We start from the raw sequence: 21,550 nt of genomic DNA, 5'->3' as shown, positions 1-21,550 counted from the left end.
CATGCTGATGGGCGACCTGCTGGAGGAGTTTTTCAAACGCCCCTATGTCGCGGCGAAAGTCGCCGAAGGGAAACTGCCCGACACCTGGCGCGAGATCGTGGGCGACCGCGCCGCGGAGGTTACGACCGAGCTGAAAATCGAAAACCACATCCTCTATGCCCGCATCCAGTCGAGCGTGCTCCGCTCGGAGCTTTTCTACCAGCGCGAGGCGCTCAAGGAGGAGATCAACCGCCGCTCGGGCGTGCGGCTGGTCAATGCCGTGATCATCCGGTAAAACACACAGCCGCCACCGCCCGGCAAACACAGGGCTGCCGCAAGACGGGCGGTCAAATACAGGGCTGCCGAGCTCCGGGCCGCAGGAAACAGAGCTGTCGGAAACAGAGTTGCTTAAATCAGGGCTCACCGGAAACAGGCTCACCGAATCAGTACCCTCGGAGTCAGGGCTGCCGAAAACCGGGAGCCGGACGCCGCGGGCAAATCCCCGGCCAACGCCGGTGAATCTCCGGCCAAGCCCCCCCGGCCACGACAGGCGAAGCCCCGGAAACAGCAGCCCCGGAAATCAGGACAAAAAAAGGTGCAGAACAATCCTGCACCTTTTTCTTTTCTACTTCGGGGGAAGCCCGCAGCCTCGCTCCCGATTACTGGATGATCGCGGCACGGTTGGCGGCCTGGACCTTCTTGAACGGATCGGGCGAGTTGCCCTTGCCCTCGTAATTCAGCTGCTTGGGGTTGACGCCCTTCGATACGAGGAAGTCGAATACCCGCTTGGCACGGTGCTCGGCGACGCGCTTGTTTCCGGCCTTGGTTCCCGTCTGCTGGTCGGCATGGCCCACGATCTGGTAAACCATGTCCTGCGGGCCGTTCTTGATCTTCTCGGCCACCAGCTCGAGGCGGGTCTTCTCCTGCGGGGTCAGCCACGACATGCTGTAATCGAAGAGGATGATCGAAGTATCGGCTGCAACCTGCTCCTCGGCGGCAACGACGGTAGCGGCCGCGGCGGCAGTAGCTGCCGCAGCTGCGGCATCGGCCGTGGCGGCGAGCTCGGCCTGCGAGGCGGCAAGCTGCTGTGCCAGCTGGGCATTCTCGACCTCCATGGCGGCGGCAGCGGCCATGCTGGCGGCTACGGCGTCCTGGAAAGCCTGGATGTCCGCAACGGTATAGCCCGCAACACCGCGCTGCCAGCCGCGCTTGTTAAAGCGGTAGGTGAAACCTGCCGTAGCGCTGAAGCCGAACAGGTAGGAGCCGTCCATCGCAACGGGGCTGACCCGCGAAGGCGCTATCAGCCCTTTGAGTTCGATATTGAAATCGAACGACGGCGAAATGCGGAACTTGTTGAGCCAGCCCAAAGTGAACGCGAACGACTGGTGCGTACCCGAACCGTTGTTCTCGTGGCTCTTGTCGGTGAAGTTCGAGGCCATATATCCGAAACCGGCGAACGGCACGGCATAGTAGGCTCGGTCTTCACGGTAACCCCCTGCCCAGTTGGAGAAGTTGAGCATGAAATCGGCATGCACGAACAAATAGGGCCATTTCGCCTTGCCCAGCACATCGTCGAAATTGGCGAACCGGCCGCCCTGCAGCTGGAGGCGCATACCGGTCACCGGATGGAACCATTTGGTAAGGCCGAAGTTGGCCTCGAAATTGATACGGTCGCCGAAACTCCCCTGGTTGGTACCGTTGGAAAGGGCCGTACCGGCACCGCCTCCAAGCGTAATTTCCCAGTTATCCCAGAAACCGTTCGACACGAAACCGGCAAAGCTCGGTTTTTTGGGCGTATCCTGCGCCCACACAGACGTAGCCAATGCCACGGCTGCCAACAATAGAATAAGTTTTTTCATGGTCAATAATATTTAATCCCAATAATAAAGTTTCTCTTTTCCCGAAACCGTTAATTGACAGGCCATAGCACAAAAACAGCGCCGAAACCGCACAAAAAAGGCTGGAAACGTATGTTTCCAGCCTTTTAAGCTCAGGATTAAATCCTTACGGAATCAACCACACTTCGAATAACCGCACGACATGCACGTAAGACAGCCATTCTGGTAGGCCATATTCTCCTGTCCGCAGCTCGGGCACTTGCCTTTCGACTTGGTGCCGTCGACGATATACTGCTTCAGGGCGCGGCAGACGCCCGTCTTCCACGTATTGATCGACTCGCTGTTCAGGTGGAGCGATTCGATCAGCGAGACGGTCTTCTCGATCGGCATGCCATGGCGCAGGACACCCGAGATCAGCTTGGCGTAGTTCCAGAACTCCTCGTCGAACAGACGCGAGATACCGCCGATGGTATTCGTATAGCCGTAACGGTCGGTATACTGGAAGTCGTAACGTTTGGTGCCGTCCTCTTCGCGTACCTTTATAATATAGCCCTTGTCGATCTTGCGGGGGATATACATGGCGTCCTCCTCGATCTTACCGGTGAAGACCTCGTAGGGGCGGCCGTCTTGCAGGCCCACGAAGGCGATCCAGTCCTCGGTGCCGTTCTTGAAACGCACGATGTCGGCCGGGATCGACTTGGGACGCTTGGGCACCTGTCCGGGATGCTCCTCGCACTTCTGCTTCTTTTTGGAGCCCTTTTCGAGCAGCACACCGTCGCGGCAGCCGTCGCGGTAGACCGTGACGCCCTTGCAGCCGCATTCCCAGGCCGTGCGGTAAACCTGCGCCACGAGCCCCTCCGAAACATTGTTCGGCAGGTTGACGGTCACCGAGATCGAGTGGTCGACCCATTTCTGGATCGCACCCTGCATCTTGACCTTGGCCACCCAGTCGATGTCGTTGGCCGTAGCCCCGTGGTAGGGCGAAGCGGCCACCCACTCCCCGAGCTCCTCGTCGGAGATCGTCGCGAGCTTCGACGTGTCGTATCCGTTCGCCTCGAGCCACTTCACGAAGTTGTGGTGGTAGACGTTGTATTCCTGGAACTTTTCGCCCGTTTCATCCTCATAGTCCACATGCGTGTCCTTGTCGGAGGGGTTGATCTTGCGGCGGCGTTTGTAGACCGTGCGGAACACCGGCTCGATGCCCGACGTGGTCTGCGACATGAGCGACGTGGTACCCGTGGGGGCGATGGTCAGCATGGCGATGTTGCGGCGGCCGACCTTCTCCATCTCGGCGTAGAGTTCCGGGTCGGCCTCGCGGATGCGGGCGATCATCGGATTGTCCTTCTCCTTGGCTGCGTCGTAGACCGGGAAGGCACCGCGCTCGGCGGCCATCTTCACCGAAGCCCGGTAAGCCTCGACAGCCAGCGTCTTCTGCACCTCGACGGCGAATGCGATCGCCTCCTCGGAACCGTATACCAGTCCCAGTGCGGCGAGCATGTCGCCTTCGGCCGTGATGCCGAGGCCCGTACGGCGGCCCTTCTGCGCCATGCCGAGGATCTTCTTCCACAGCTCCAGCTCCACGCGGCGCACGTCCTCGTCCTCGGGGTCGGCGGCGATCTTCTCGATGATCTGCTCGACTTTTTCCAGTTCGAGGTCGATGATGTCGTCCATCATGCGCATGGCCATGGCCACGTGCGACCGGAACTTGTCGAAATTGAACTTCGCATCCTTCTTGAACGGGTTGTCCACATAGCTCAGCAGATTGAGCGCCAGCAGGCGGCACGAATCGTAGGGGCAGAGCGGGATTTCACCGCAGGGGTTGGTCGAAACCGTCACGAAGCCCTCGTCGGCATAGCAGTCGGGCACGCTTTCGCGGATGATCGTATCCCAGAACAGCACGCCCGGCTCGGCCGACTTCCAGGCATTGTGGATGATCTTGTCCCAGAGCTTCCGGGCGTCGATATCCTGCTCGTATCGGGGGTTGTCCGAATTGATCGGGAATTGCTGGTGGTATTTCTTGCCGGCGATGGCGGCACGCATGAACTCGTCGTCGATCTTGATCGAAACGTTGGCGCCCGTGACCTTGCCCGTGTCGACCTTGGCGTCGATGAAACGCTCGGCATCGGGGTGCTTGATCGACAGCGAGAGCATCAGCGCACCGCGGCGGCCGTCCTGCGCCACCTCGCGCGTCGAGTTGGAATAGCGCTCCATGAAAGGCACGATACCCGTCGACGTGAGCGCCGAGTTGAGCACCGGGCTGCCCGTGGGACGGATGTGCGAGAGGTCGTGCCCCACGCCCCCGCGGCGCTTCATCAGTTGCACCTGCTCCTCGTCCATGCGGAAGATGCCGCCGTAGGAGTCGGCCGGATGCTTGTGCCCGATCACGAAACAGTTCGAGAGCGAGGCCACCTGGAAATTGTTGCCGATACCCGTCATCGGGCCACCCTGGGGGATCACATACCGGAAATGATCCAGCAGGCCGAAGACCTCCTCGCGCGACATCGGATTGGGATACTTGCGCTCGATGCGCTCGATCTCGGCTGCGATACGCTCGTGCATCTGTCGGGGTGACGTTTCATAGATATTGCCGAAAGAGTCTTTCAGGGCATATTTGCTGACCCATACCGTCGCGGCAAGGTCGTCCCCGTCGAAATACTTTTTCGACTCGGCAACCGCATCGTTGTAATCGACTTTCTGCGGCGCTTCGGGTTTTACGGCTTTAGACATAACTGTTATTGCTTTTATTTCAGATTTTTAGCGTCGATCCGGGCGAAACCCGGTTCTACAAAATTCATTCTTTTCTATGGAATAACCCAATGCACGGCACCAAACTTATCCACAAATTATTTACAAAAAGGCAAAACATGCGCCCCACATTTATGGGGCGCACATTTGCTGCGGACGGGATGTCCGGCAACGGCTATTTCGCCGCGACGGCGTCGATCTCGACCAGCGCCCCCATCGGGAGTGCGGCGACCTGGTAGCATACGCGCGCGGGCATTCCCGAGGTGAAGAACCCGGCGTAAACGGCATTCATCGCGGCAAAGTCGCCGATGTCCTGCAACAGGACGGTCGTCTTGACCACATCGCCGAGCGTATAGCCGGCCTCTTCGAGGATATGGCGCAGGTTGGTGAGCGACTGCCGCGTCTGGGCCTCGATGCCTTCGGCCATCTTTTGGGTCGCTCCGTCGATGGGGAGCTGTCCCGAAACATAGAGCGCTCCGCCGGCCTCCACGGCCTGCGAATAAGGGCCCACGGCCTTGGGGGCGTGGGGCGATGCGATAATCTTCTTCATAGCGGGGTGTTTTTCAAATTCCACACAAAGATAAGATATATTCCGTATATTTGCACAACACATTTAAGAATATGCTATGAAGATTTTGCTGAGAATCGCGGTTATCGCAGCCGTAGCGGCACTCGCCGCGGGTTGCTGCAAATGCCGTTCCTACCAGAAGAAAAACCGCCGGCCGCTCGTCGGCACCGAATGGCAGCTCGTACAGTTGAACGGCAGGGCGGTCAAACCCCAAGAGGGCAAGTTCAACCTGACGTTCCTCGCCGAAGAGAACCGCTTTGCGGGGGTCGGAGCCTGCAACCGCCTGATGGGCAAATACGAAACCACAGACAAGGGCGCGCTCAGGATCGGGCCGATCGCCTCGACGATGATGGCCTGCCCGGGCATGGAACAGGAGGACGCCTTCACCAAGGCGCTCGAAGCCACCACGCACTACGATATGGACGGGCCGATGCTGCTGCTGCTGAGCGACGGCGAACTGAAAGCCGTATTCCAGGCCAAACCCTGAAACACCTGCCGGGCAAGGGCCGGAATAGAATATAAATAGGAACGGAAGGAATCGCCAAAATCGTTTTGCGGTGCGATTTCTTCCGTTCTTGTCTTTTCAGCCGCCCGGGTCGCAGATGCAAGCCCCCCCCGGCAGCACACCCCGAAACGACAGGACGGGGCAAGCCCGGCAGCCCGGCAACTCACCGGCCGGCAAGCCAGGATCCGACCTCATCGGGCGCAGCATTCTTCAGCAACACCCGTTTATTTCTGTCGAGCAGATAGATAGCAGGCACCGTCCTCAAATCGTACACCGCATCGTGCATAAGCGTTTGTTCTTCGTCGATAGCGTCGATCCACCCCGTCGGGCAGACCGTCTCCTTCCACACTTCGGGGTCGGTTCCGATGCATACCGAAACAACGGCCAGCCGCTTGTCCCGCAGCAAACCGGCCACAGCCGAAGACGAGGCCAGATAGGCTTTGGCACGCCGGCAATCGGCACAATCGGGAGCATTGAAATAGAGCAGCGTATATTCGGCTCCGATCTCCGACAGACGCCCGCGGCTGCCGTCACGGCACCGGAACGTGAAATCTTCGGCACGGTCGCCGGGGCGGTTTTTCGACATCACCGCCAATCGGGTGCGGGGGCCGATTTTCTCCACCTCCTCCAATAGGGGGCTATCGAGCTGCGCCCGCAGGAACAACGCGTACAACTCCTCGTTGTACAAAGGAGAAGCCGGCTCATCAAGGTATTTATCACCGAGCTCCATAAAATGGCAGAACATCCCCTTCGCCACTTCGGCACGGGCAAAAAGCGAATCGACAGCCGCGCCGGCACGGGGCGCATACGGCAGGATGCAGACAAAGTCGGCAAAAGCCTGCTCGGTGATCTCCGGACGGCGAACAAGCGTCGTATCCGCAAAATCAAAGCGATCCCAATAATGCAGCGCCAGATAATCGGCCCTCTCGGCAGGTTCGGTCAGCGCGGCGGGGACATCCGGCAGGCGGAATGCAGCTGCCCGCAGGGGCTCCTGTCCGCATGCCCCCTCCCCGGCCCGCAGGAGAATGACGGCACCCAGGAGGCCAACGACGGGAAACTTCATCGCCACACACCTTAGTTATCCTGGATAGCGACCAACCGGAAGCGCATGGCCACTGCACGATCCTGTCTCAGATCGGCCGGATAGGTATCGAGCTCCGTCAAACTGTGCAATCCCCGGCCGAACTGGTAGGTATAGCTGTCTTTCGTCCCGGTGCCGTCACCGCCCGCATCCGGATCGGCAACCACAGCATTCGAAGTCCAGTACTGCATGTAGGGCAGTACCGGGTGGTTCGGATCCAAATCCCCGGCAATCGAGGCTTTCTCTATGACCTGCCAGCCCATAATGCTCGGAACGGCCCAATGCAAGTCGGTTCCGTTCGCTCCCGGATCTGAATTATGGTCGGGGAAGGTCTTATTATTAAGCAGGTCGTTGATCGTGCCCGAAGGAGATTGAAAATAAGTCGGCAAGTACCACAATGTCGTTGCATAAATCAATGCGCTGCCACCGTGCTGTTTACCCCAGGGAAGGTATTTCACGGCAACGTCCCGGTGGTTCCCTCCGTGCCCGGGGTATATGTCGGGATCGAACGGCCCTTCGCTGATAAGATGGTACGTATTGGCATAGCCGTTATTGGCGTTATAATCCAATTCCTCTCCGTCGAACCCCCACGGCATCGCCTCACGATCCACCCGGTCGATATACATCGTTATCGGTTGATGACCGTATTCTTTTACGATATAGTCTCCGTATGCCTCGTACCGGATGGGTTGGTATTGCACTATCTTAAAACGAGTGAGTTCTTTTGCGTTAGATCCGTCATCGTCCATTAGCACCACGTCTACACTCCGTATACCGTCCTTAAACCCTTGGTCACCATAGATATCCTCCAGGTTCGGATCCCATGGACTGATAAATATCCACAAAACAGTTCTGCCGTCATCGGTTTTGGACACCTGTGTTTCGGCAGGCCATCCACCCAATGAACCCCAGGTGCCCGAACCGTCGCCCGCATCATTGAAATAGTGGACAAACATTGTAGTTCCAGCAGACGAATTTTCCGTCTTCACGTAGATACGGGGACTCTCCAACCCCGAGATGTCGATGGGATAATACTCGCCGGAACCGCCTACGATAATGTCGCCGGTCTCGATCACGACGTTCCTCAGGTCGCTTTCCACGCGCCACGTAACCTGGGAGCCATCCACCGTCAGATCCCCGTTTTCATCGACCTGGCCGCCTTCCGTGACGGCATTGCCTTCGAGCTGCAAGGTGACCTTATAATAGTGGTCGCGCAGCACGTCGAAGTTCCGGGAGACATCGTCCCCCAAGAAGAAGCGGAACCTGACGGTTCCCCCGTATCGGGTTGTACCATCGGTATTCCGGCGCAAATACAACGCCTCGACTTCGAGATAGGAGCAGGTCGCAGTAGACCGATCCTCGAGCAGGTTGCCCCATTCACCCGCCATCCGGCACGCAGATGGACGTTTGAGGCGTGGATCACGGATACCATCCTCGTGGCCGAAAGCATCGCCTCCATGGTCATTTTCGAACATGAAAAGCGGGGCGATGGTTCGGTCGGAAACATCGAGGCTCTCGTCATCGCCGGCGTAATGCCCGCCGGCGTAAGTCTCTGCCGAGGCTGCCCACGACGGAGCCTGCCCCTGGTCAGAAGAGAGCGTTGCGTCCCCCACGACCATCGGCCAGTTCAGCTCGCCGCCGTCGCCCTTCTGCTCGCCGATTTCCTCGATGCCGAGGGTTTCGTCTTCATAGGGTTTGTTCGCCATGCCAAGATAGCACTGCACCGGCACCCTGTGCAGGCTGATCCTGCGCGGGACGATGGAAACACCCGCGGCCAACCTCGACCCGTCGATACCTACCGTAATCATGGCTACCGTACGCCGCAGTTCGGCGGAGAGGGACAACCCCGTCTGTCCGGTATCCGGATGGGTATGGGTTCCGGCATGCCCGGCTTCGGCAAACATCATACAACCATTGACAGGAATGCCGGGGAAACCCTCGGATGATTCCTGTTTCAGAGCTTTCAGAAGCCCGACGGTAGTCACCGCAGCCTTGTCGATCTTTCGGCCGTAATTGGCGACGATATAAAATTTTTTTCGGGTCAGCCCATACCGACCCGTAAACTCTTCGGAAAAGTGGATCGTTATATCCTTTCCCTCTTCCATCTCGACGGCCGGATCTCCGTTCTGCGATCCGTCGGCATAATAGACCTCGAACAGTGCGGAATCGTCGCTTCCGCCATCTGCGGCGACGATGTTCAGATCGCGGATCTTGTCGAAATCGCCGGCGCCGGCACGGGTCATGGGATCCACGACGACAGGTTCGGGCACAATCACGCGCAGGGTGACCGTTTTTCCTTCGTCCGACTGCGACCTTTGCGGCATCAGTTCCATCCTGTCGCACGACGAAATGCAAAGCGCTGCGGACAGGACGCTCAGGACGAAAAACGATATGCAGGTTCTTCTTCTCATGGCTCGATACCTTAAAATTCAGGTTTCACTTCATCGACATACCATTCGGGAACGGTAATCGACACGCTCCCCGACTTGAACTCGATGCGGATCGGGATCAGCACCTCTTGCCTGGTGCAGTCGATGACATCCTCGTGCATCGCGAGGAATTCGGCAAAGTTGACCTCGGCCAACGGCTCACCGCCCGAAGCGGGCCGCACGCAAAGCGCCACGTCCTCGTGGTTTTTATGGCGCATAATGTTGGCACGGGCGGTCAGCAAAGCCCTGCCGACGTCGTATTTGCTTTCAAGACGATAGGTGGTCGCTTCTCCGCAGGCGCGGTTCTCGAAATCGGTACAGGGCGACACGTTGCAGAGTTCCAATACGAGCGTCCCGTCTGCACGCTGCCCGGTGGCTGGCACACCGGCGACCTCGACCGACACCTTATAGTGCGAACTGGCAAAACCGACGACCTGCGTCCGGTCTTCCCGCCCGGCATCGTACGGCTCAGCCGTATAGGATGCGGAAGCGTAATAGAGCGAATCGTTGCCGGCGACCACCTTTCCTGCAAGGTAATCCCCGGCGGCGAACCTCATCTGGTCGAACCGGCGACAGTCCAGATTGTCGACTTCCGTATGGTGCGTATTAGCTAAACAAACGATCCGGTAATCGCCCGGATCGAGCGGCGGCAGCACGGCCGTACGGTTTGCGACCTCTTCTTCCGACAAGACCCCGGAGCCGACGCAGTCGTTGTCCGCATCGAAGACATACATCTCGACACGGCAGATTTTCGACCCGAAAATCTCGGCCGAACCGTCGCCTTTATAGCTCAGCACCAGCTTATCGGTATTATGGCAATCGCCCAGATCTTCGCGGATACACGACGCGCAAAGCCCTGCGAAAAGCAACAGGCACCCGGCGATATTCGTTGTTCTCATAAGTCTGTCGGTTTGTGTTGTAAAAACGCAGGCGGAGCCGGAGAGCCGGTCGATCCCGCCTGCGGAATAAGGATAAATCAGTTGAATACGGGCGTGAGGTCGGCATGTACCGTCCACTTGGCCACCTTTACGGTAACATCAATACATTTGTCAGGCTGTTCGAAATCACTGTCGTTGAATATGAAATTCACCCGGTAAATATGGCCGCGTTCGAACTTCGTAAGGTTCCCGCTCGCATTCTTGAGTGCTTTGGTCGCCAGGTACAGCGGAGTGCCGGCATCATTGCCGGAGGCATCGGCATGGCCGGTAGCCTGCATGAGCAACTGGGGATAGCCATCCGACGTGACAGCATCGACAAGCTCACTCCCGGCCGTGAAGAAATGGTAGTAAGATTTCTTTTCGTTTTTGTTCGCAGCCGGTGTCAGCAGGGCCCCGTTCAGGTTTTCATAGTACCACTGATCTCCCGTAAGGGTTGCAAAATGGTCGAATATCTCTGTTTCGTCAGTTTTGGCTTTCTTCAACTTCGACATCGTACCTTCGGTCAACTCGGCCTGGGCGTAGTAATTGTTGATCGCGAATTTCTGGAGTTTGATCGCGCTGTAAATCGGGCTGTCCCCGAAGTTACATTCGATGCCTGTCACCTCGACACGTGCGACGAGGGGTTCGATATTCACCGTGGCTTCATAAACAGGGTTCGAATGGTCTGCATGCTGGGCGGACAGAGTCAAAGCCTCGGATTCGCCGTATAGCGTGAGTTCGTCCACATCCTGCTGCCCGTCGATTGCCAACTGCTCGGCAAGGTCGGCTTCGGCAGCAGCCGTCAATCCCGTCGTACCGGTCTTAATCACCTGTCCGTCATCACCCCGAACATTGCCGATAACGATTACCTTGTTTACACCTGCAGGCAGGAAATGGAAAGATTGTTCCAAGCCCACATCGCCCCCGACCACAAAGAAATTCTGTGCGTCAGTCTGCGGGTCGTCGGCTTTTTTCCCGCGATAGAGGTTGGTGCCATCGGAAAAGAATACCTGATAGTTGATCAGGTTGATTTCGGTTTCGGACAGATCCCCCTCGCCGTCAGGTATGGCGGAACGGGTGCCCGACAATACGTTGGCCAGCGAAATGGTCACGCTCTTGAGCGAGTTGTCTCCCGTGCCGGCTTCATCTTCCTTGTTGCAGGAAGCGAAAGTCATCGCAACTATTGAAGCTGCAAGAATCAAGTTAGAAAATTTCATAGAATTGAAGAATTTAGTGAGAATGAAATGAAGTGACTTGTTCGTATCGTTATCTTATCTGTTCCATGTTTTTCCGCGCTTCTACGCACCCCGCAGCGACGGCCTTTTCGAACCACCGGACAGCTTCGTCCTCCTCTTCGAGCATCATGTGGCAAACACCGATCGGGTTCCAGGCACGGGGATCGTCACCGTATTCGCGCAGGAGTTCCAGTGCCTCGGCGTATTTCCCGGCGCGGATCTGCGTGTTAGCGACGTTGATCGCATCGGCCGCGACATCGTTCAACACATCGTAATAGACGGCCACATAGCAGGCATTGCGCAGTTCGGGGTAAAAGTTTTTCAGCATATAGCGATAAGGCTTACCGCCTGCCAGCCTCTGAAGGGCAACCTTCCGGTCGTTCCCGGCATCGTTGTCCAACACTGCCAGCACTTCGTCACGGCATTCCATATCCGAAGCAGCGACCATACGGCGCAGGTCATCCCAGTTCTCGACACCGTTTATCAGTTGGAAATCCGCATCGCACAACTCCGGGACTGCCTTTGCAATATAGGTTTTGAGGGCTCGGGCACGCTCGCCGCCCAACCGGGTATTGAGTGCGAGGGCGCCTTCGGGAGACGCGAAACCCGTGATTTCCACCCCTCCCAGACGCAGTTTTTCCGTACTGCCGATCTTGCGGATGCCTTCGACGATCTTATCCAGCGTAGCCTGGTTGCCAAATTTATCGGGATAAAGTTCGGTATCCGCCACCGGAAAGAAAACCCGGATCTCATTGCGGTCGAAAGCCCAGCGCCTGTGTGCCTCCACAACCTCGAACCGAGCCGGATCGGCGGCGATCTCCGCAACGGCGGGAACGGGCGGTGTATAGACCGGAACATCCGCCAGCAGGGTCTGGTCACCGTCATGGCAGTCGCAGGCACAGCCGACCATCCGGCGTTTGATGCCCAGCGACGCCGTGCGCATCCACTTCTCATAGGGAACGGCTGCCGCATAGGCGCAACTCCCGCCTTCCAGTATCTGGTTCGGAGCGAGGCTCCACGTGCGGTTCCCGGACAGCGCCTGCTCCTGCCGCTCCCTCTTATAACGGATCTTACCGTAGATTTCCGCCTGCGGCAGCCATACGGTGTCGGCACCGTTGCAGAGATAGGGTGTCAGCACCATCTTGTAGCGATTTTTCAAGGTTTTCGGTGTCGTGTGAATATCGAACGCCACCTCGACGCTGTGTTTTACCCGTTTCACGGACTCGCCGGCAATATCGACCTGGGCGGTCAACGAAACCGGCAATGCGAGGATGAATATAAGTGAGGCTGTCTTTTTCATACCCTGATGCGCTATTTGATCATATAAATAATGGAGATACCCGCCTTGGTCGGGCCGAAGTAGTGCTTGTCCTGACTGCCCCTGAATTTGCCGCAGGTCGCACAGTCGTACTTATCGTAGTTCGTATAGACGTAACCGAAGCCCAGCGTCGCCTCGAGGTTCCACCGTTTGCCAAGTATCCAGTTATAACCATAGGAGAGGCCCAGGCCGGTCGCCCAGCCCTGATAACGGTGGTCTTTGGTGGACTTGCCCCGGAACGGAATGCGAACCCCGCTCAGGTTGTAAAAGGCATAGCCCGAATGCACCCCGAAGAAATGGCCGTTGAAACGCTCGCATAACCAGTAGCGGAACTCCGGCATCACCATCCAGTGCCGGATCTTCCGGTTCGCCTCCCGGTCGAGCGTCCAGGGATTGTAACCACCCGCAAGGTCGAGCGTGGTGCGTTTGCCAAGACCGAACTCGAAACCGAGGTTCGGGGTTGATGTCGCCCAATAGAGGATGTTGGTCTTAACACCGATATCCTGTGCCCATGCACGGCCCCCGGCCCAACAGATGGCAAGAAAAAAGATAAGTATGGTTCTTCTCATATTCCTTTGCTATTATCTCGATCCGAAAATCACGATTATATAACAACTCCCCATTAACAGCGCCGGAACAGGAGTGGCTGCCCGTCATATATCTCCGTCCCGGCGCGGAAAGCAAAACAAAAACAAGCGACTGGATTACAGAAAGATAATTACAGGAAAAACGCTTCGATAAGTGACAGTCTTTTCCAAAAAGACTGCGCACATTCGTCAACAGGACAAACATACTGGTATTTAAGACATTGCAAGCACATGCACGGAAGAAATGTTTAACCAGCAGATTCGATTTGTAAAACTGTGAAACTTAAAATACAAGCAACTGTATTGCAAGCATATAATAGCCACACAAAGAGAATATACGATGAAACAGTCCGTAAAAACCACCGATCCCGTATGGGGAACATTCCATGCGACCAACTGCCCGGCCGGTTGCATGACCTGTTCCGCCGCAAAAGACCATTCCGTTGCAAAATTCACTCGTACGCTACTCCCTGAAGCACAACTGCTGCCACAGGCCGACTACCGTTCGCACCGCATTCTTTTCCTGCTGTCGGGGCATCTACATGTACGCATCGGCAGGAGCGGCAGCCATTATCTTCTGGATCGCCAGTGCATCTTTTTAGCCCGGAAGAGGGAGATTGCAGTATCGGCGCTCCGGGAAAGCGATGTGATCACTCTCGATTTCAACAATCGGATGATACTATGCAACAACGACATACTGGCCAGCATGGCGACGATAGATTCTGCGGATGCAGCAGGTTCGCCCGTATTGCAGGTCGTACCCGAGATTCTGGCATTCTTCGAGGGGATGGGGCCCGCCCTTGATCCCGTCGGGATGTACCTACCCTGTTACCATGTAGTCAAGGAACACGAGCTTTTTTTGATGATGCGCTACTTCTACGGAGATGCCAGACTGAGATGTTTCTTCCGCGATGTAATCCGTCCCAAGGATGATTTCCAGACATTCGTGCTGAGTTCTTACCGCCATGCGGAAAGCATCGCCGAACTGGCGCGGATGGCGCACATGAGTGAAAGTTCCTTTATCCGCAAATTCCGCGACACGTTCCGCGAGTCCTACCACAGCTGGCTGGTGAAACAAAAAGCCGCAGACATAGAACATGCAGTCCGGAGCGGGATCAGGGACAACGACCGGCTGATCCGCATGTTCGGATTCAAGAGTTACCTCGCCTTTTACCGCTTCTGCCAGCGTTATTTACATTGTTCGCCGTCGGCCCTGAAAACAAAATGCACCTGAGGAACAGAGCCTTCAGGTGTGAAAATGACAAAAAACAGATATGTGTTTGACCGATTTTGGTATGGGGGGGGGTAGATCGGAATATCGAAATAAGCACTATCTTTGCATTAGAAACAAGGGGCGGAAGCCGCCTCAGAAAGGTGAAAAAAAGGCTTTTACAGTCTTTTTGGAAAAGACCGTATCTTGCTGTATATCCCGCCGTCTATACAAATAACCGTCTTTACGGCAAAGTTATTATTTTTTTACCATCCCCGGCTCTTTTCCGTGCTTTTTTTCCGCCTCCCGGCAGCACCTTTCAGCAGCCCTGCGACGATTTCGTTCGCGGCATCCACCGTACTGTTATCCAGTTCGTCCAAATAGATCTGGGTCGTTCTTTCGGACGTGTGCCCCAAACCGACGCTGATGACCGAGACCGGGATACCCTGTTTGCGGGCAAGGCTCGCCCAGCTATGCCTCGCAACGTTGAAAGAGAGTTTGACCGGAAGATCCAGGCGTTTGCACATATCCCGGAAAAAGCGCAGGTAGTGGGACAGGCTGTATTTATAACGCAAATAGAGTTTCTCGTCGAACAGCCTGCGTTCGCCCGTCGTCGTTCCATTATACACGAGCGGGCGCAGTAGACCGTCCGCGCCGAATTCGAGCAGCACTGGCAAGGCCCAGGGTGAACATGTTTCCCGGTAACGGTCGAGGATGGACTGCACCTCGGGAATGATCCGCACCGAATAGGTTTGGCCGGTCTTGCGACGGCGGTAATGAATCATACCGTCCCGGATATCCTCCTGCCGCAGGTAGGCCATATCTACGAACGACATTCCGCGGCAATAGAAACTGAACATGAACATGTCGCGGGCACAATTCAGCTTGTAGGAGTCCGGAAATTCGGACTGCGCGACACGGCGGATCACTTCGGTGCTCACGGCCAGCTTGCGAGTTTTCTCGATCCGGATGGGCACGGCATCGAAAGGCGACCGGCCCCGGGTTACATAACCGCGTTTCTGAGCCTTGTTGTAAACGGCACGGAAATTACTCATGTAAAAAGACACCGTATTGGGTTGCAGGGGAATTTGGCGAAGGTGCTGTTCGAAATCAAGCAGCAGGTTCTCGTCCACGTTATCGAAATGGATACGGCGGCTTCCGACGAACTTTTCGAAGGCGATCAGCGTCGCATTATACTTATTGGCCGTACCCTGTGCCCCCTCTTTGCGCAACTCCTCGATCTGCCGTGTGAAAAAGGTATGCACGTAACGGTTGTCGTAACGCCGGTGGTAGGCCTGCGTGACATCCCGAACCGTAAACGGTTTCCCTTCGCGCTGCAGTTCGGACAGGATGCGCTGCACCTCTTCCTTCTGTTTCTCCAGAAAAACATTGACCTCGTGGATGAACGCCGTATGGGTTCTGCGCCGGGATGTGGCGGCGGCTTTTCCGCGCAGGTGGTCGAACTCCTCGGGCAACAACCGGTAGGGCGTGAAGATCACGCCCCGGCGGCGCTCCCGGATCAGTTGTATGACCAGCGTATAGCGACCGTCACGGCTCCCGCTGCGAATATTCAGCATCGGCCGCACGCTCATATTGGGATGCCTGAAGCTCCCGCGCTGTTCCTTGTCTTGGTTCATAATACCTCGTCTGTTAAGGGTTTAACTATCGATATCCCGTACCCCCGGCATTCCCGCACCAGAATACCCCCGGCGCCCACAGCAAGGGGACAAAGTCCATAAGCCCCGTTATCGGGAGCCTGAGTGAAAATAAAGAATGTCTTTGTCATATCATATTCGTTTTTTGTCATTCGGCACACAGCATGAGGCACCGGACAAATACGAAACCGGAAAGGCAGACGCTACGGGAACTACAAAGCGGTTCTCGAATCAAGTAAGGGTTTATCCGCCAAAGAAGGTGGTGGTTAGTATCGGGGAATGGTCGTCGGATCATGGCCGGGGGGGGGCGGTTCCCGAAAGTCCGGCCGGCAGATCCTCCCATATTAATTCTATGGCTCCCGTTGCGGCTGAGGAAACGCCTCCCCCCGGAAGGTCGTCCCGGTTCCGCATTGTCGGTCATGCCGACATAGAACGGAAGAAGGAATCCATTTAGTATACGCCCGGGGAGGTGTCTGGTTACGCGCATTCGGCTTCACACCGCAGAGATTCCGGATGACAGACATTTCCGGACAGGAATCTCTTGCCGGCCTTCCGGAAGAAAAGGCGCCAACCCGCAGCCCATCAAAACCACAGATACGGCCGGCAATATACCATCCACAGAAACGGACATCGATCCGCAGCCCGAAGGCGGCGACCTCGCGGATTTCCGCCGATGGGTACAGACGCACCTCCGGAAATACGAATGGCGGCCAACCGAACAACCCGAAATATACGGCCGTGTCGTCATTTCGTTCGTCATCGACACTACGGGATGCCTGGGCGATATCCGCTACTCAAAACCGCAAACCAAGAATTTTCGGAAGAGGCTGTCCGCGTACCGGAACTCTCCCCTCGCTGAAAATCGGGGCACCGCCGGACAAAGGACGGGAAGGTCAGCCCCCGGTGAAATATACGATGCCGTTCGACTCCCGGCCATAAATCGAAAACAGGGGCCGGTTCAAATGAACCGGCCCCTGCCGCAACAGTATGCAACCGCCGCCTATTTCAGGTGCGGATTCAGGCTGCGCCACTCTTCGACGGGCGGAATGATCCCCATCGAGATCACCTCGTCGCGCAGTTTGCAGAGGTGCCCGTAGCTGTCGGCAAGGGCCTTGTTCTCCTCGGCCGTACCCTGCACGTCCTTATAGCTGACACCGTCCTTCGTGATTTCGGTCTCCATCGCCATCAGGATATGCTTGAACAGGTCGTTGTGTACGAACACGCCGGCCGGGTAGCCGAACGGCCTGCCGCCCATCGCCGCAGCGATCATGCAGATCGACAGGTAGGCCGGGCTCTGGAACGACGAACGTCCGCGCAGGTCGATGATGTGCTTGCCGCCCTGGATCACCCGCTGTTGCAGGTCGTGCCAGTCGCCTTCGGGCATCTCGCGGCCGATCAGCTCCGACAGGGGGCGTCCGGCAACGAGCGTCGTCGAAGCGAAGACCGCCATCTGCTCGCCGTGGCCGCCGTAGGTGCGGCAGTTGCGGATCTCATCGGGCGAAATCCTGAAATATTTGGCCAGCTCGCTCCGCAGGCGCGTGGAGTCCAGCGCCGCGAGGGTCGAAAGCTGCGACGGGCGGATACCCGCATAGATGAGCGTCACCAGCCCCGTAATGTCGGCCGGGTTGAAGACCACCACGACGTGTTTCACATCGGGGCAGTAAGCCTTGATGTCCTTGCCGAACTGTGCGGCGATCTCGGCATTGCCCTTGAGCAGGTCTTCGCGCGTCATGCCGGCCTTGCGGGCCGCGCCGCCCGACGAAACGACATAGGCCGCTCCCGAGAGCGCCTCCTTGACATCGCTCGTCCAGGTGATGTTCACCCCTTCGAACGCACAGTGGTAAAGCTCCTCGGCCACGCCCTCGAGCGCCGGAGCATAGGGATCGTAAAGGCAGATGTTGGGCGTAAGGCGCATCATCAGCGCCGTCTGGGCCATGTTCGAGCCGATCATGCCGGCCGCGCCCACGATCGTGAGCTTGTCGTTTGTCAGAAATTCCATAACAGAAATATTTTACATTGGTACAATCCTGTACCGGGGTCTTGCTTGCAGAAAAAGAACGTGCGACAGTTCCGGCCGTATTCCGGCGCATGCCGTGCCGCAGAGCAGGGGATTCGCCCGCAGTGCGCCCCGGCCGCAGGTCATTCGACCTCGCGGCGGTTCAGCAGGGCATGCGTAATGGTCAGCTCGTCGACATATTCCAGTTCGTCGCCGAAGCCGATGCCGCGGGCTATGGAGGTGACTTTCAGTCCCGGGAACTGCCGGAGGCGGTTCATCAGGTAGAAGAGCGTGGTTTCGCCCTCGACCGAGGTGGAAATGGCGAGGATCACCTCCTTCACGCCGCCACGGGCGATGCGTTCGGTCAGCAGGTCGATCTTCAGGTCGGAGGGCGAAATACCCTGCATGGGTGAAATGACGCCGCCCAGCACATGATACAATCCCTTGTACTGCCGCGTATTCTCGACCGACAGCACGTCGGCCACCTGTTCGACAACGCAGATCGTCGTATGGTCGCGCTCGTCGTCTGCGCAGATCGGGCAGACTTCCTCGTCGGAGAGGTTGTTGCACTGCGTGCAATATTTGACCTCGTTGCGGAAACGGTCAATGCTTTCCGTCATTTCAGCGACCGATTCGCGCTCCATCCGCAGGATGTGGATGGCCAGGCGCAGCGCCGTACGGCGCCCTACGCCCGGGAGTTTCGACAACTCGCCGACAACGTCCTGTAAAAGCCTCGACATTCAGATGATTTCGATTTTCCGTCCTTCGACCCAGCCTTTCTTGCCGTCGGCGATCACGACCTCGCACCACCCGTCGAGGCGGTCGGTGATCGTCACGACCGTACCCTCGTGCAGCACGAAGAGGTCGGTCGACGACTTGTCGGGCGAACTCTTCACCGCCGTGGAGGCGGTCATCACCACGGCCGAAGTATCGTCGAGCATCTCACGGCGCTCCCCCACGGCGAACCACGTGGTCAGCATGAACAGCAGCGCCGCGACGACCGTGCCGTAGAAACCCGCCTTGCGCAGCGAAATGCGCTGTGCCAGCAGGTAGACCAGGAACAGCCCCAGCATACAGGCCAGCAGTGCGAGCGAAAGCAGGCTCCACGCCGTGCACCCCATCGTGTGGCGGATGTCGCGCATCCACGTGACGAAGAAGAACTCGGGGATGTCCTCGATGTTATCTTTCGTGCGGGCCTCGGCGACGCTCAGGTTGTAACGGATGTCGTCGTTGCCCGGCGCAAGGCGCAACGCCCGGTTGTAATAGAGGATGGCCTTGCCGATACGGTCGTCCTTGAAATAGGCATTGCCCAGGTTATAATAGAGTTTCATGGAGCTCACCCCGCGCGAAAGCAACTCCTCGTAGGCATCGGCGGCCGCATGGAAATCGCCGTTGATATAGGCCGTATTGGCTTTGTCCCACAACTGTTCCGCAGTCTGCTCCCCGGGGGCCTGCACCCCGGCGGGGACTTCCCGCGAAACCTGTTGCAGGCTGTCGGCAGGCTCCTGCGCAAAGGATACTGCGGCCAGGCCCAGCGACAACAGAAAACATCCGATTATTCGTTTCATAGCGTTCTTATCTTTTTATCACCGCTTCGATTCGGGAAATGATGTCCACGCCCTCGGCGTACACCTCGCTCATCTGTGCCGATGCCGCGGGCGAATACTGCGCCTCGTCGCACTTGGTGATAATGGACGTGAAGCGCTGCGACTCTTCGGCCGACACGCCGCGCTTGTGCAGCTCCTCGCGGACGTTCTCCTTGGTGAGGTTGGCCACCGGGATGTTGAACTTGTCGCCCATGTACCCCCACAATGCCCGGAGCATCTCCTCGTAGAACGCATGGCGGTTCTGCTCCTCCATATAACGCTTGGCGACCCTGAAACGCTGCACGGCGACCTTGTTGGCACGCTTGCCCCGCACCAGGGCGGCGTTCTGTGATTCGCGGATCTGCTTGCGCAGCGCCACGTAGACCGCCGTGAAGAGCGCCAGAATTCCCACCAGCAGCCCCCAGTAGGCAGCCCCGAAAAGGAACGGCTCGCGCACCGGGCGCAACTGGGCATTGCCCAGCTTGATGAAACGGATGTCCTGCCCGAGCATCTTGACCTCCTCCTTGGACATGCCGCGTCCCTGCACGACATAGGCATCGCCTCCGCCGCCCTTGGCATCGGGCGTGATCTCCAGTTCGAGCGGACGCGAGCGCAGCGTCATGTACTGCATGCGCGCCGGGTCGAAATAGCTGAATTCGACGGGCTCGACGTCGTACGTGCCTTCGGCGCGTGCGATGAAGGGGTATTCAAACTGGCGGTAGCCGGAAATCCCGGCCGCCGAGGCGTTGATCGACTCGGTCGTCTTGACGTTATACTGCTCGAACGAGGCGGGCAGCGTCAACTTGGGAGCCTGCACGAACGTGAGGTTGCCCGTACCGGAGATCTTCACCGTATAGGTCGCCGCAGAATTGGCTGCCAGCCGGTCGGGCGGCAGCACCGCATCCATCGTGAAACTGCCCACGGCGCCGCTGAAGCTGGCGGGGGCGCCCGCCGGCAGCGGTTTGACCGTGACGTTTATCCGCGGGCTCTGCACCTTGCGGGGCACGTTCACGAAATCGTGACCTCCCCCGAAGAAGGGATCGAGGCTGCGGCGGCTCTGGATGATGACCTGCGCCACGGCGGTGATCTCGGCGGGCTCGATGACGAGCGTACCGGCTTGCTGCGGATAGAGCAGGTACTCTTTGGCTACGAGCGTCTCGTAGACCTTGCCGTTGAAGGTTTCGCGTTCGCGGCGGGCGTTCTCGGTATTGAGTTCCTGGGCCCAGAAGCCGTTGAACGAAGGGAATTTCACATCGTTATACCCCACTACCGGAACCCGTTCGTAAAGCTTGAAGGTCACGCGCAGCGGCTCGCCTTTGAAAACCGAAGTCCGCGATACGATGGCCCGCAGCAGGATGTCGTCCTTGGCGACCTTGCTCTGCGCCGCACTCTCGGAGGAGGCTTCCTCCCGGCGCTGCGGCTGTCCGCCGGCGGCGGAACCGCCGCCTCCCGGCGCCTTGCCCTCGTCCACCACCTCGATCGCCAGCGGCTTGGTACGGTAGGTCGTACCCTCGACCGCTATCTCGGCGGCGCCGACCGTAACGTTGCCTGCGCCCTGCGGCACGAGCACGTAGGTGATCGTGTAGTTGATAACCCGCGTCATCGCATTGTTGACGATCTGGATCGACTGCCCCCGGGCCTCCGCAGGCCCGGCAATCACGTCGAACCCCTCGAATGCGGGAGCCTTGAACGTGCCGTCGTCGGGCATGGCGTTGAGGGCGAATTCCACGCGGAACGGTTCGCCGACAGCGACCGTCAGCGGAGAATTAGCCTCAAAAGTGACCTTCTCGGCAGCCGATGCCGAGAAGATCGCCAGCACGAAGAGTGCCGTCAGGGATATTTTCGCAATGAAATCTCTCATTGAGCTTTACAATAAAACCTTCTTTCAGATTTTACAACGT

At 57.7% G+C, this 21,550-nt stretch carries 17 protein-coding genes; 3 read left to right on the top strand and 14 right to left on the bottom strand.

All coding sequences use genetic code 11. The features are described from left to right. The first annotated feature begins 1 nt into the window (after position 1). Entirely contained in the window at positions 2-274 is a 273-nt protein-coding gene (locus NQ559_RS08575) for a DciA family protein (protein ID WP_018696150.1), read from the top strand. A 364-nt stretch (positions 275-638) separates the two neighbouring features. Here the strand turns inward: NQ559_RS08575 and NQ559_RS08570 are convergent, their stop codons facing one another. The 3 genes from NQ559_RS08570 to NQ559_RS08560 all read right to left on the bottom strand — a co-directional run bounded on the left by NQ559_RS08570 (position 639) and on the right by NQ559_RS08560 (position 5,112). Next, positions 639-1,838, bottom strand: coding sequence for an OmpA family protein (locus NQ559_RS08570; protein WP_022333859.1), 1,200 nt, complete (start codon positions 1,836-1,838; stop codon positions 639-641). 153 nt (positions 1,839-1,991) lie between these two features. Beyond that, on the bottom strand, positions 1,992-4,544 hold the full coding sequence (locus tag NQ559_RS08565; protein ID WP_018696152.1) for an adenosylcobalamin-dependent ribonucleoside-diphosphate reductase: 2,553 nt from the start codon (positions 4,542-4,544) through the stop codon (positions 1,992-1,994). A 193-nt stretch (positions 4,545-4,737) separates the two neighbouring features. Then, on the bottom strand, positions 4,738-5,112 hold the full coding sequence (locus NQ559_RS08560) for a RidA family protein (RefSeq protein ID WP_018696153.1): 375 nt from the start codon (positions 5,110-5,112) through the stop codon (positions 4,738-4,740). A 76-nt stretch (positions 5,113-5,188) separates the two neighbouring features. On the opposite strand from NQ559_RS08560, the gene NQ559_RS08555 reads away from it, so the two are divergent. After that, a complete protein-coding gene (locus tag NQ559_RS08555) occupies positions 5,189-5,617 on the top strand; it encodes an META domain-containing protein (RefSeq protein ID WP_018696154.1) in 429 nt (142 codons plus the stop codon). Positions 5,618-5,798: 181 nt separating this feature from the next. Here the strand turns inward: NQ559_RS08555 and NQ559_RS08550 are convergent, their stop codons facing one another. The 6 genes from NQ559_RS08550 to NQ559_RS08525 all read right to left on the bottom strand — a co-directional run bounded on the left by NQ559_RS08550 (position 5,799) and on the right by NQ559_RS08525 (position 13,184). Continuing rightward, positions 5,799-6,698 (bottom strand): DUF5106 domain-containing protein, encoded by a 900-nt coding sequence (locus tag NQ559_RS08550; RefSeq protein ID WP_018696155.1) that lies wholly within the window; start codon positions 6,696-6,698, stop codon positions 5,799-5,801. Positions 6,699-6,709: 11 nt separating this feature from the next. Continuing rightward, positions 6,710-9,127, bottom strand: coding sequence for a hypothetical protein (locus tag NQ559_RS08545; RefSeq protein ID WP_018696156.1), 2,418 nt, complete (start codon positions 9,125-9,127; stop codon positions 6,710-6,712). 11 nt (positions 9,128-9,138) lie between these two features. Then, on the bottom strand, positions 9,139-10,044 hold the full coding sequence (locus NQ559_RS08540) for a FimB/Mfa2 family fimbrial subunit (RefSeq protein ID WP_026318413.1): 906 nt from the start codon (positions 10,042-10,044) through the stop codon (positions 9,139-9,141). A gap of 77 nt (positions 10,045-10,121) precedes the next feature. After that, positions 10,122-11,279, bottom strand: a complete 1,158-nt coding sequence (locus NQ559_RS08535; protein ID WP_083923853.1) for a hypothetical protein — start codon at positions 11,277-11,279, stop codon at positions 10,122-10,124. Between the two features lie 49 nt (positions 11,280-11,328). After that, positions 11,329-12,597 carry a hypothetical protein gene (locus tag NQ559_RS08530; protein WP_083923854.1) on the bottom strand — a complete coding sequence of 423 codons (1,269 nt, stop codon included), beginning with the start codon at positions 12,595-12,597 and terminating at the stop codon, positions 11,329-11,331. An 11-nt stretch (positions 12,598-12,608) separates the two neighbouring features. Further along, entirely contained in the window at positions 12,609-13,184 is a 576-nt protein-coding gene (locus tag NQ559_RS08525; RefSeq protein WP_018696160.1) for a DUF3575 domain-containing protein, read from the bottom strand. 358 nt (positions 13,185-13,542) lie between these two features. Here NQ559_RS08525 and NQ559_RS08520 point away from each other — a divergent pair, with 358 nt between their 5' ends. Then, positions 13,543-14,436, top strand: coding sequence for a helix-turn-helix transcriptional regulator (locus NQ559_RS08520; protein ID WP_018696161.1), 894 nt, complete (start codon positions 13,543-13,545; stop codon positions 14,434-14,436). Positions 14,437-14,678: 242 nt separating this feature from the next. On the opposite strand, the gene NQ559_RS08515 is transcribed toward NQ559_RS08520, so the two are convergent. The 5 genes from NQ559_RS08515 to batD form a co-directional block, all read right to left on the bottom strand. Then, on the bottom strand, positions 14,679-16,049 hold the full coding sequence (locus tag NQ559_RS08515) for a tyrosine-type recombinase/integrase (RefSeq protein WP_018696162.1): 1,371 nt from the start codon (positions 16,047-16,049) through the stop codon (positions 14,679-14,681). A 1,018-nt stretch (positions 16,050-17,067) separates the two neighbouring features. Then, positions 17,068-18,066 carry a malate dehydrogenase gene (locus NQ559_RS08510; protein WP_018696164.1) on the bottom strand — a complete coding sequence of 333 codons (999 nt, stop codon included), beginning with the start codon at positions 18,064-18,066 and terminating at the stop codon, positions 17,068-17,070. Positions 18,067-18,206: 140 nt separating this feature from the next. Beyond that, complete coding sequence (recR, locus tag NQ559_RS08505) at positions 18,207-18,803, bottom strand: recombination mediator RecR (RefSeq protein WP_018696165.1); 597 nt, start codon at positions 18,801-18,803, stop codon at positions 18,207-18,209. Continuing rightward, the gene (locus NQ559_RS08500) at positions 18,804-19,631 is read right to left on the bottom strand and encodes a tetratricopeptide repeat protein (protein ID WP_026318414.1); all 828 of its coding nucleotides are present in this window, start codon (positions 19,629-19,631) and stop codon (positions 18,804-18,806) included. 7 nt (positions 19,632-19,638) lie between these two features. Continuing rightward, positions 19,639-21,510, bottom strand: a complete 1,872-nt coding sequence (gene batD / locus NQ559_RS08495; RefSeq protein WP_018696167.1) for an aerotolerance protein BatD — start codon at positions 21,508-21,510, stop codon at positions 19,639-19,641. Positions 21,511-21,550 lie beyond the last annotated feature (40 nt).

The sequence above is a fragment of the Alistipes onderdonkii genome, from assembly GCF_025145285.1.
In the GTDB taxonomy this organism is placed as follows: Bacteria; Bacteroidota; Bacteroidia; order Bacteroidales; family Rikenellaceae; genus Alistipes; species Alistipes onderdonkii.
The sequence above is the reverse complement of the archived record's forward strand: the minus strand, read 5'-3'. Positions and strand labels throughout refer to the sequence as shown.

Bases quoted from the DNA above. Each gene is read 5' to 3' on its own strand.
- NQ559_RS08575 (WP_018696150.1), top strand. From the start codon at position 2: ATGCTGATGGGCGACCTGCTGGAGGAGTTTTTCAAACGCCCCTATGTC.
- NQ559_RS08570 (WP_022333859.1), bottom strand. From the start codon at position 1,838: ATGAAAAAACTTATTCTATTGTTGGCAGCCGTGGCATTGGCTACGTCT.
- NQ559_RS08565 (WP_018696152.1), bottom strand. From the start codon at position 4,544: ATGTCTAAAGCCGTAAAACCCGAAGCGCCGCAGAAAGTCGATTACAAC.
- NQ559_RS08560 (WP_018696153.1), bottom strand. From the start codon at position 5,112: ATGAAGAAGATTATCGCATCGCCCCACGCCCCCAAGGCCGTGGGCCCT.
- NQ559_RS08555 (WP_018696154.1), top strand. From the start codon at position 5,189: ATGAAGATTTTGCTGAGAATCGCGGTTATCGCAGCCGTAGCGGCACTC.
- NQ559_RS08550 (WP_018696155.1), bottom strand. From the start codon at position 6,698: ATGAAGTTTCCCGTCGTTGGCCTCCTGGGTGCCGTCATTCTCCTGCGG.
- NQ559_RS08545 (WP_018696156.1), bottom strand. From the start codon at position 9,127: ATGAGAAGAAGAACCTGCATATCGTTTTTCGTCCTGAGCGTCCTGTCC.
- NQ559_RS08540 (WP_026318413.1), bottom strand. From the start codon at position 10,044: ATGAGAACAACGAATATCGCCGGGTGCCTGTTGCTTTTCGCAGGGCTT.
- NQ559_RS08535 (WP_083923853.1), bottom strand. From the start codon at position 11,279: ATGAAATTTTCTAACTTGATTCTTGCAGCTTCAATAGTTGCGATGACT.
- NQ559_RS08530 (WP_083923854.1), bottom strand. From the start codon at position 12,597: ATGAAAAAGACAGCCTCACTTATATTCATCCTCGCATTGCCGGTTTCG.
- NQ559_RS08525 (WP_018696160.1), bottom strand. From the start codon at position 13,184: ATGAGAAGAACCATACTTATCTTTTTTCTTGCCATCTGTTGGGCCGGG.
- NQ559_RS08520 (WP_018696161.1), top strand. From the start codon at position 13,543: ATGAAACAGTCCGTAAAAACCACCGATCCCGTATGGGGAACATTCCAT.
- NQ559_RS08515 (WP_018696162.1), bottom strand. From the start codon at position 16,049: ATGAACCAAGACAAGGAACAGCGCGGGAGCTTCAGGCATCCCAATATG.
- NQ559_RS08510 (WP_018696164.1), bottom strand. From the start codon at position 18,066: ATGGAATTTCTGACAAACGACAAGCTCACGATCGTGGGCGCGGCCGGC.
- recR (WP_018696165.1), bottom strand. From the start codon at position 18,803: ATGTCGAGGCTTTTACAGGACGTTGTCGGCGAGTTGTCGAAACTCCCG.
- NQ559_RS08500 (WP_026318414.1), bottom strand. From the start codon at position 19,631: ATGAAACGAATAATCGGATGTTTTCTGTTGTCGCTGGGCCTGGCCGCA.
- batD (WP_018696167.1), bottom strand. From the start codon at position 21,510: ATGAGAGATTTCATTGCGAAAATATCCCTGACGGCACTCTTCGTGCTG.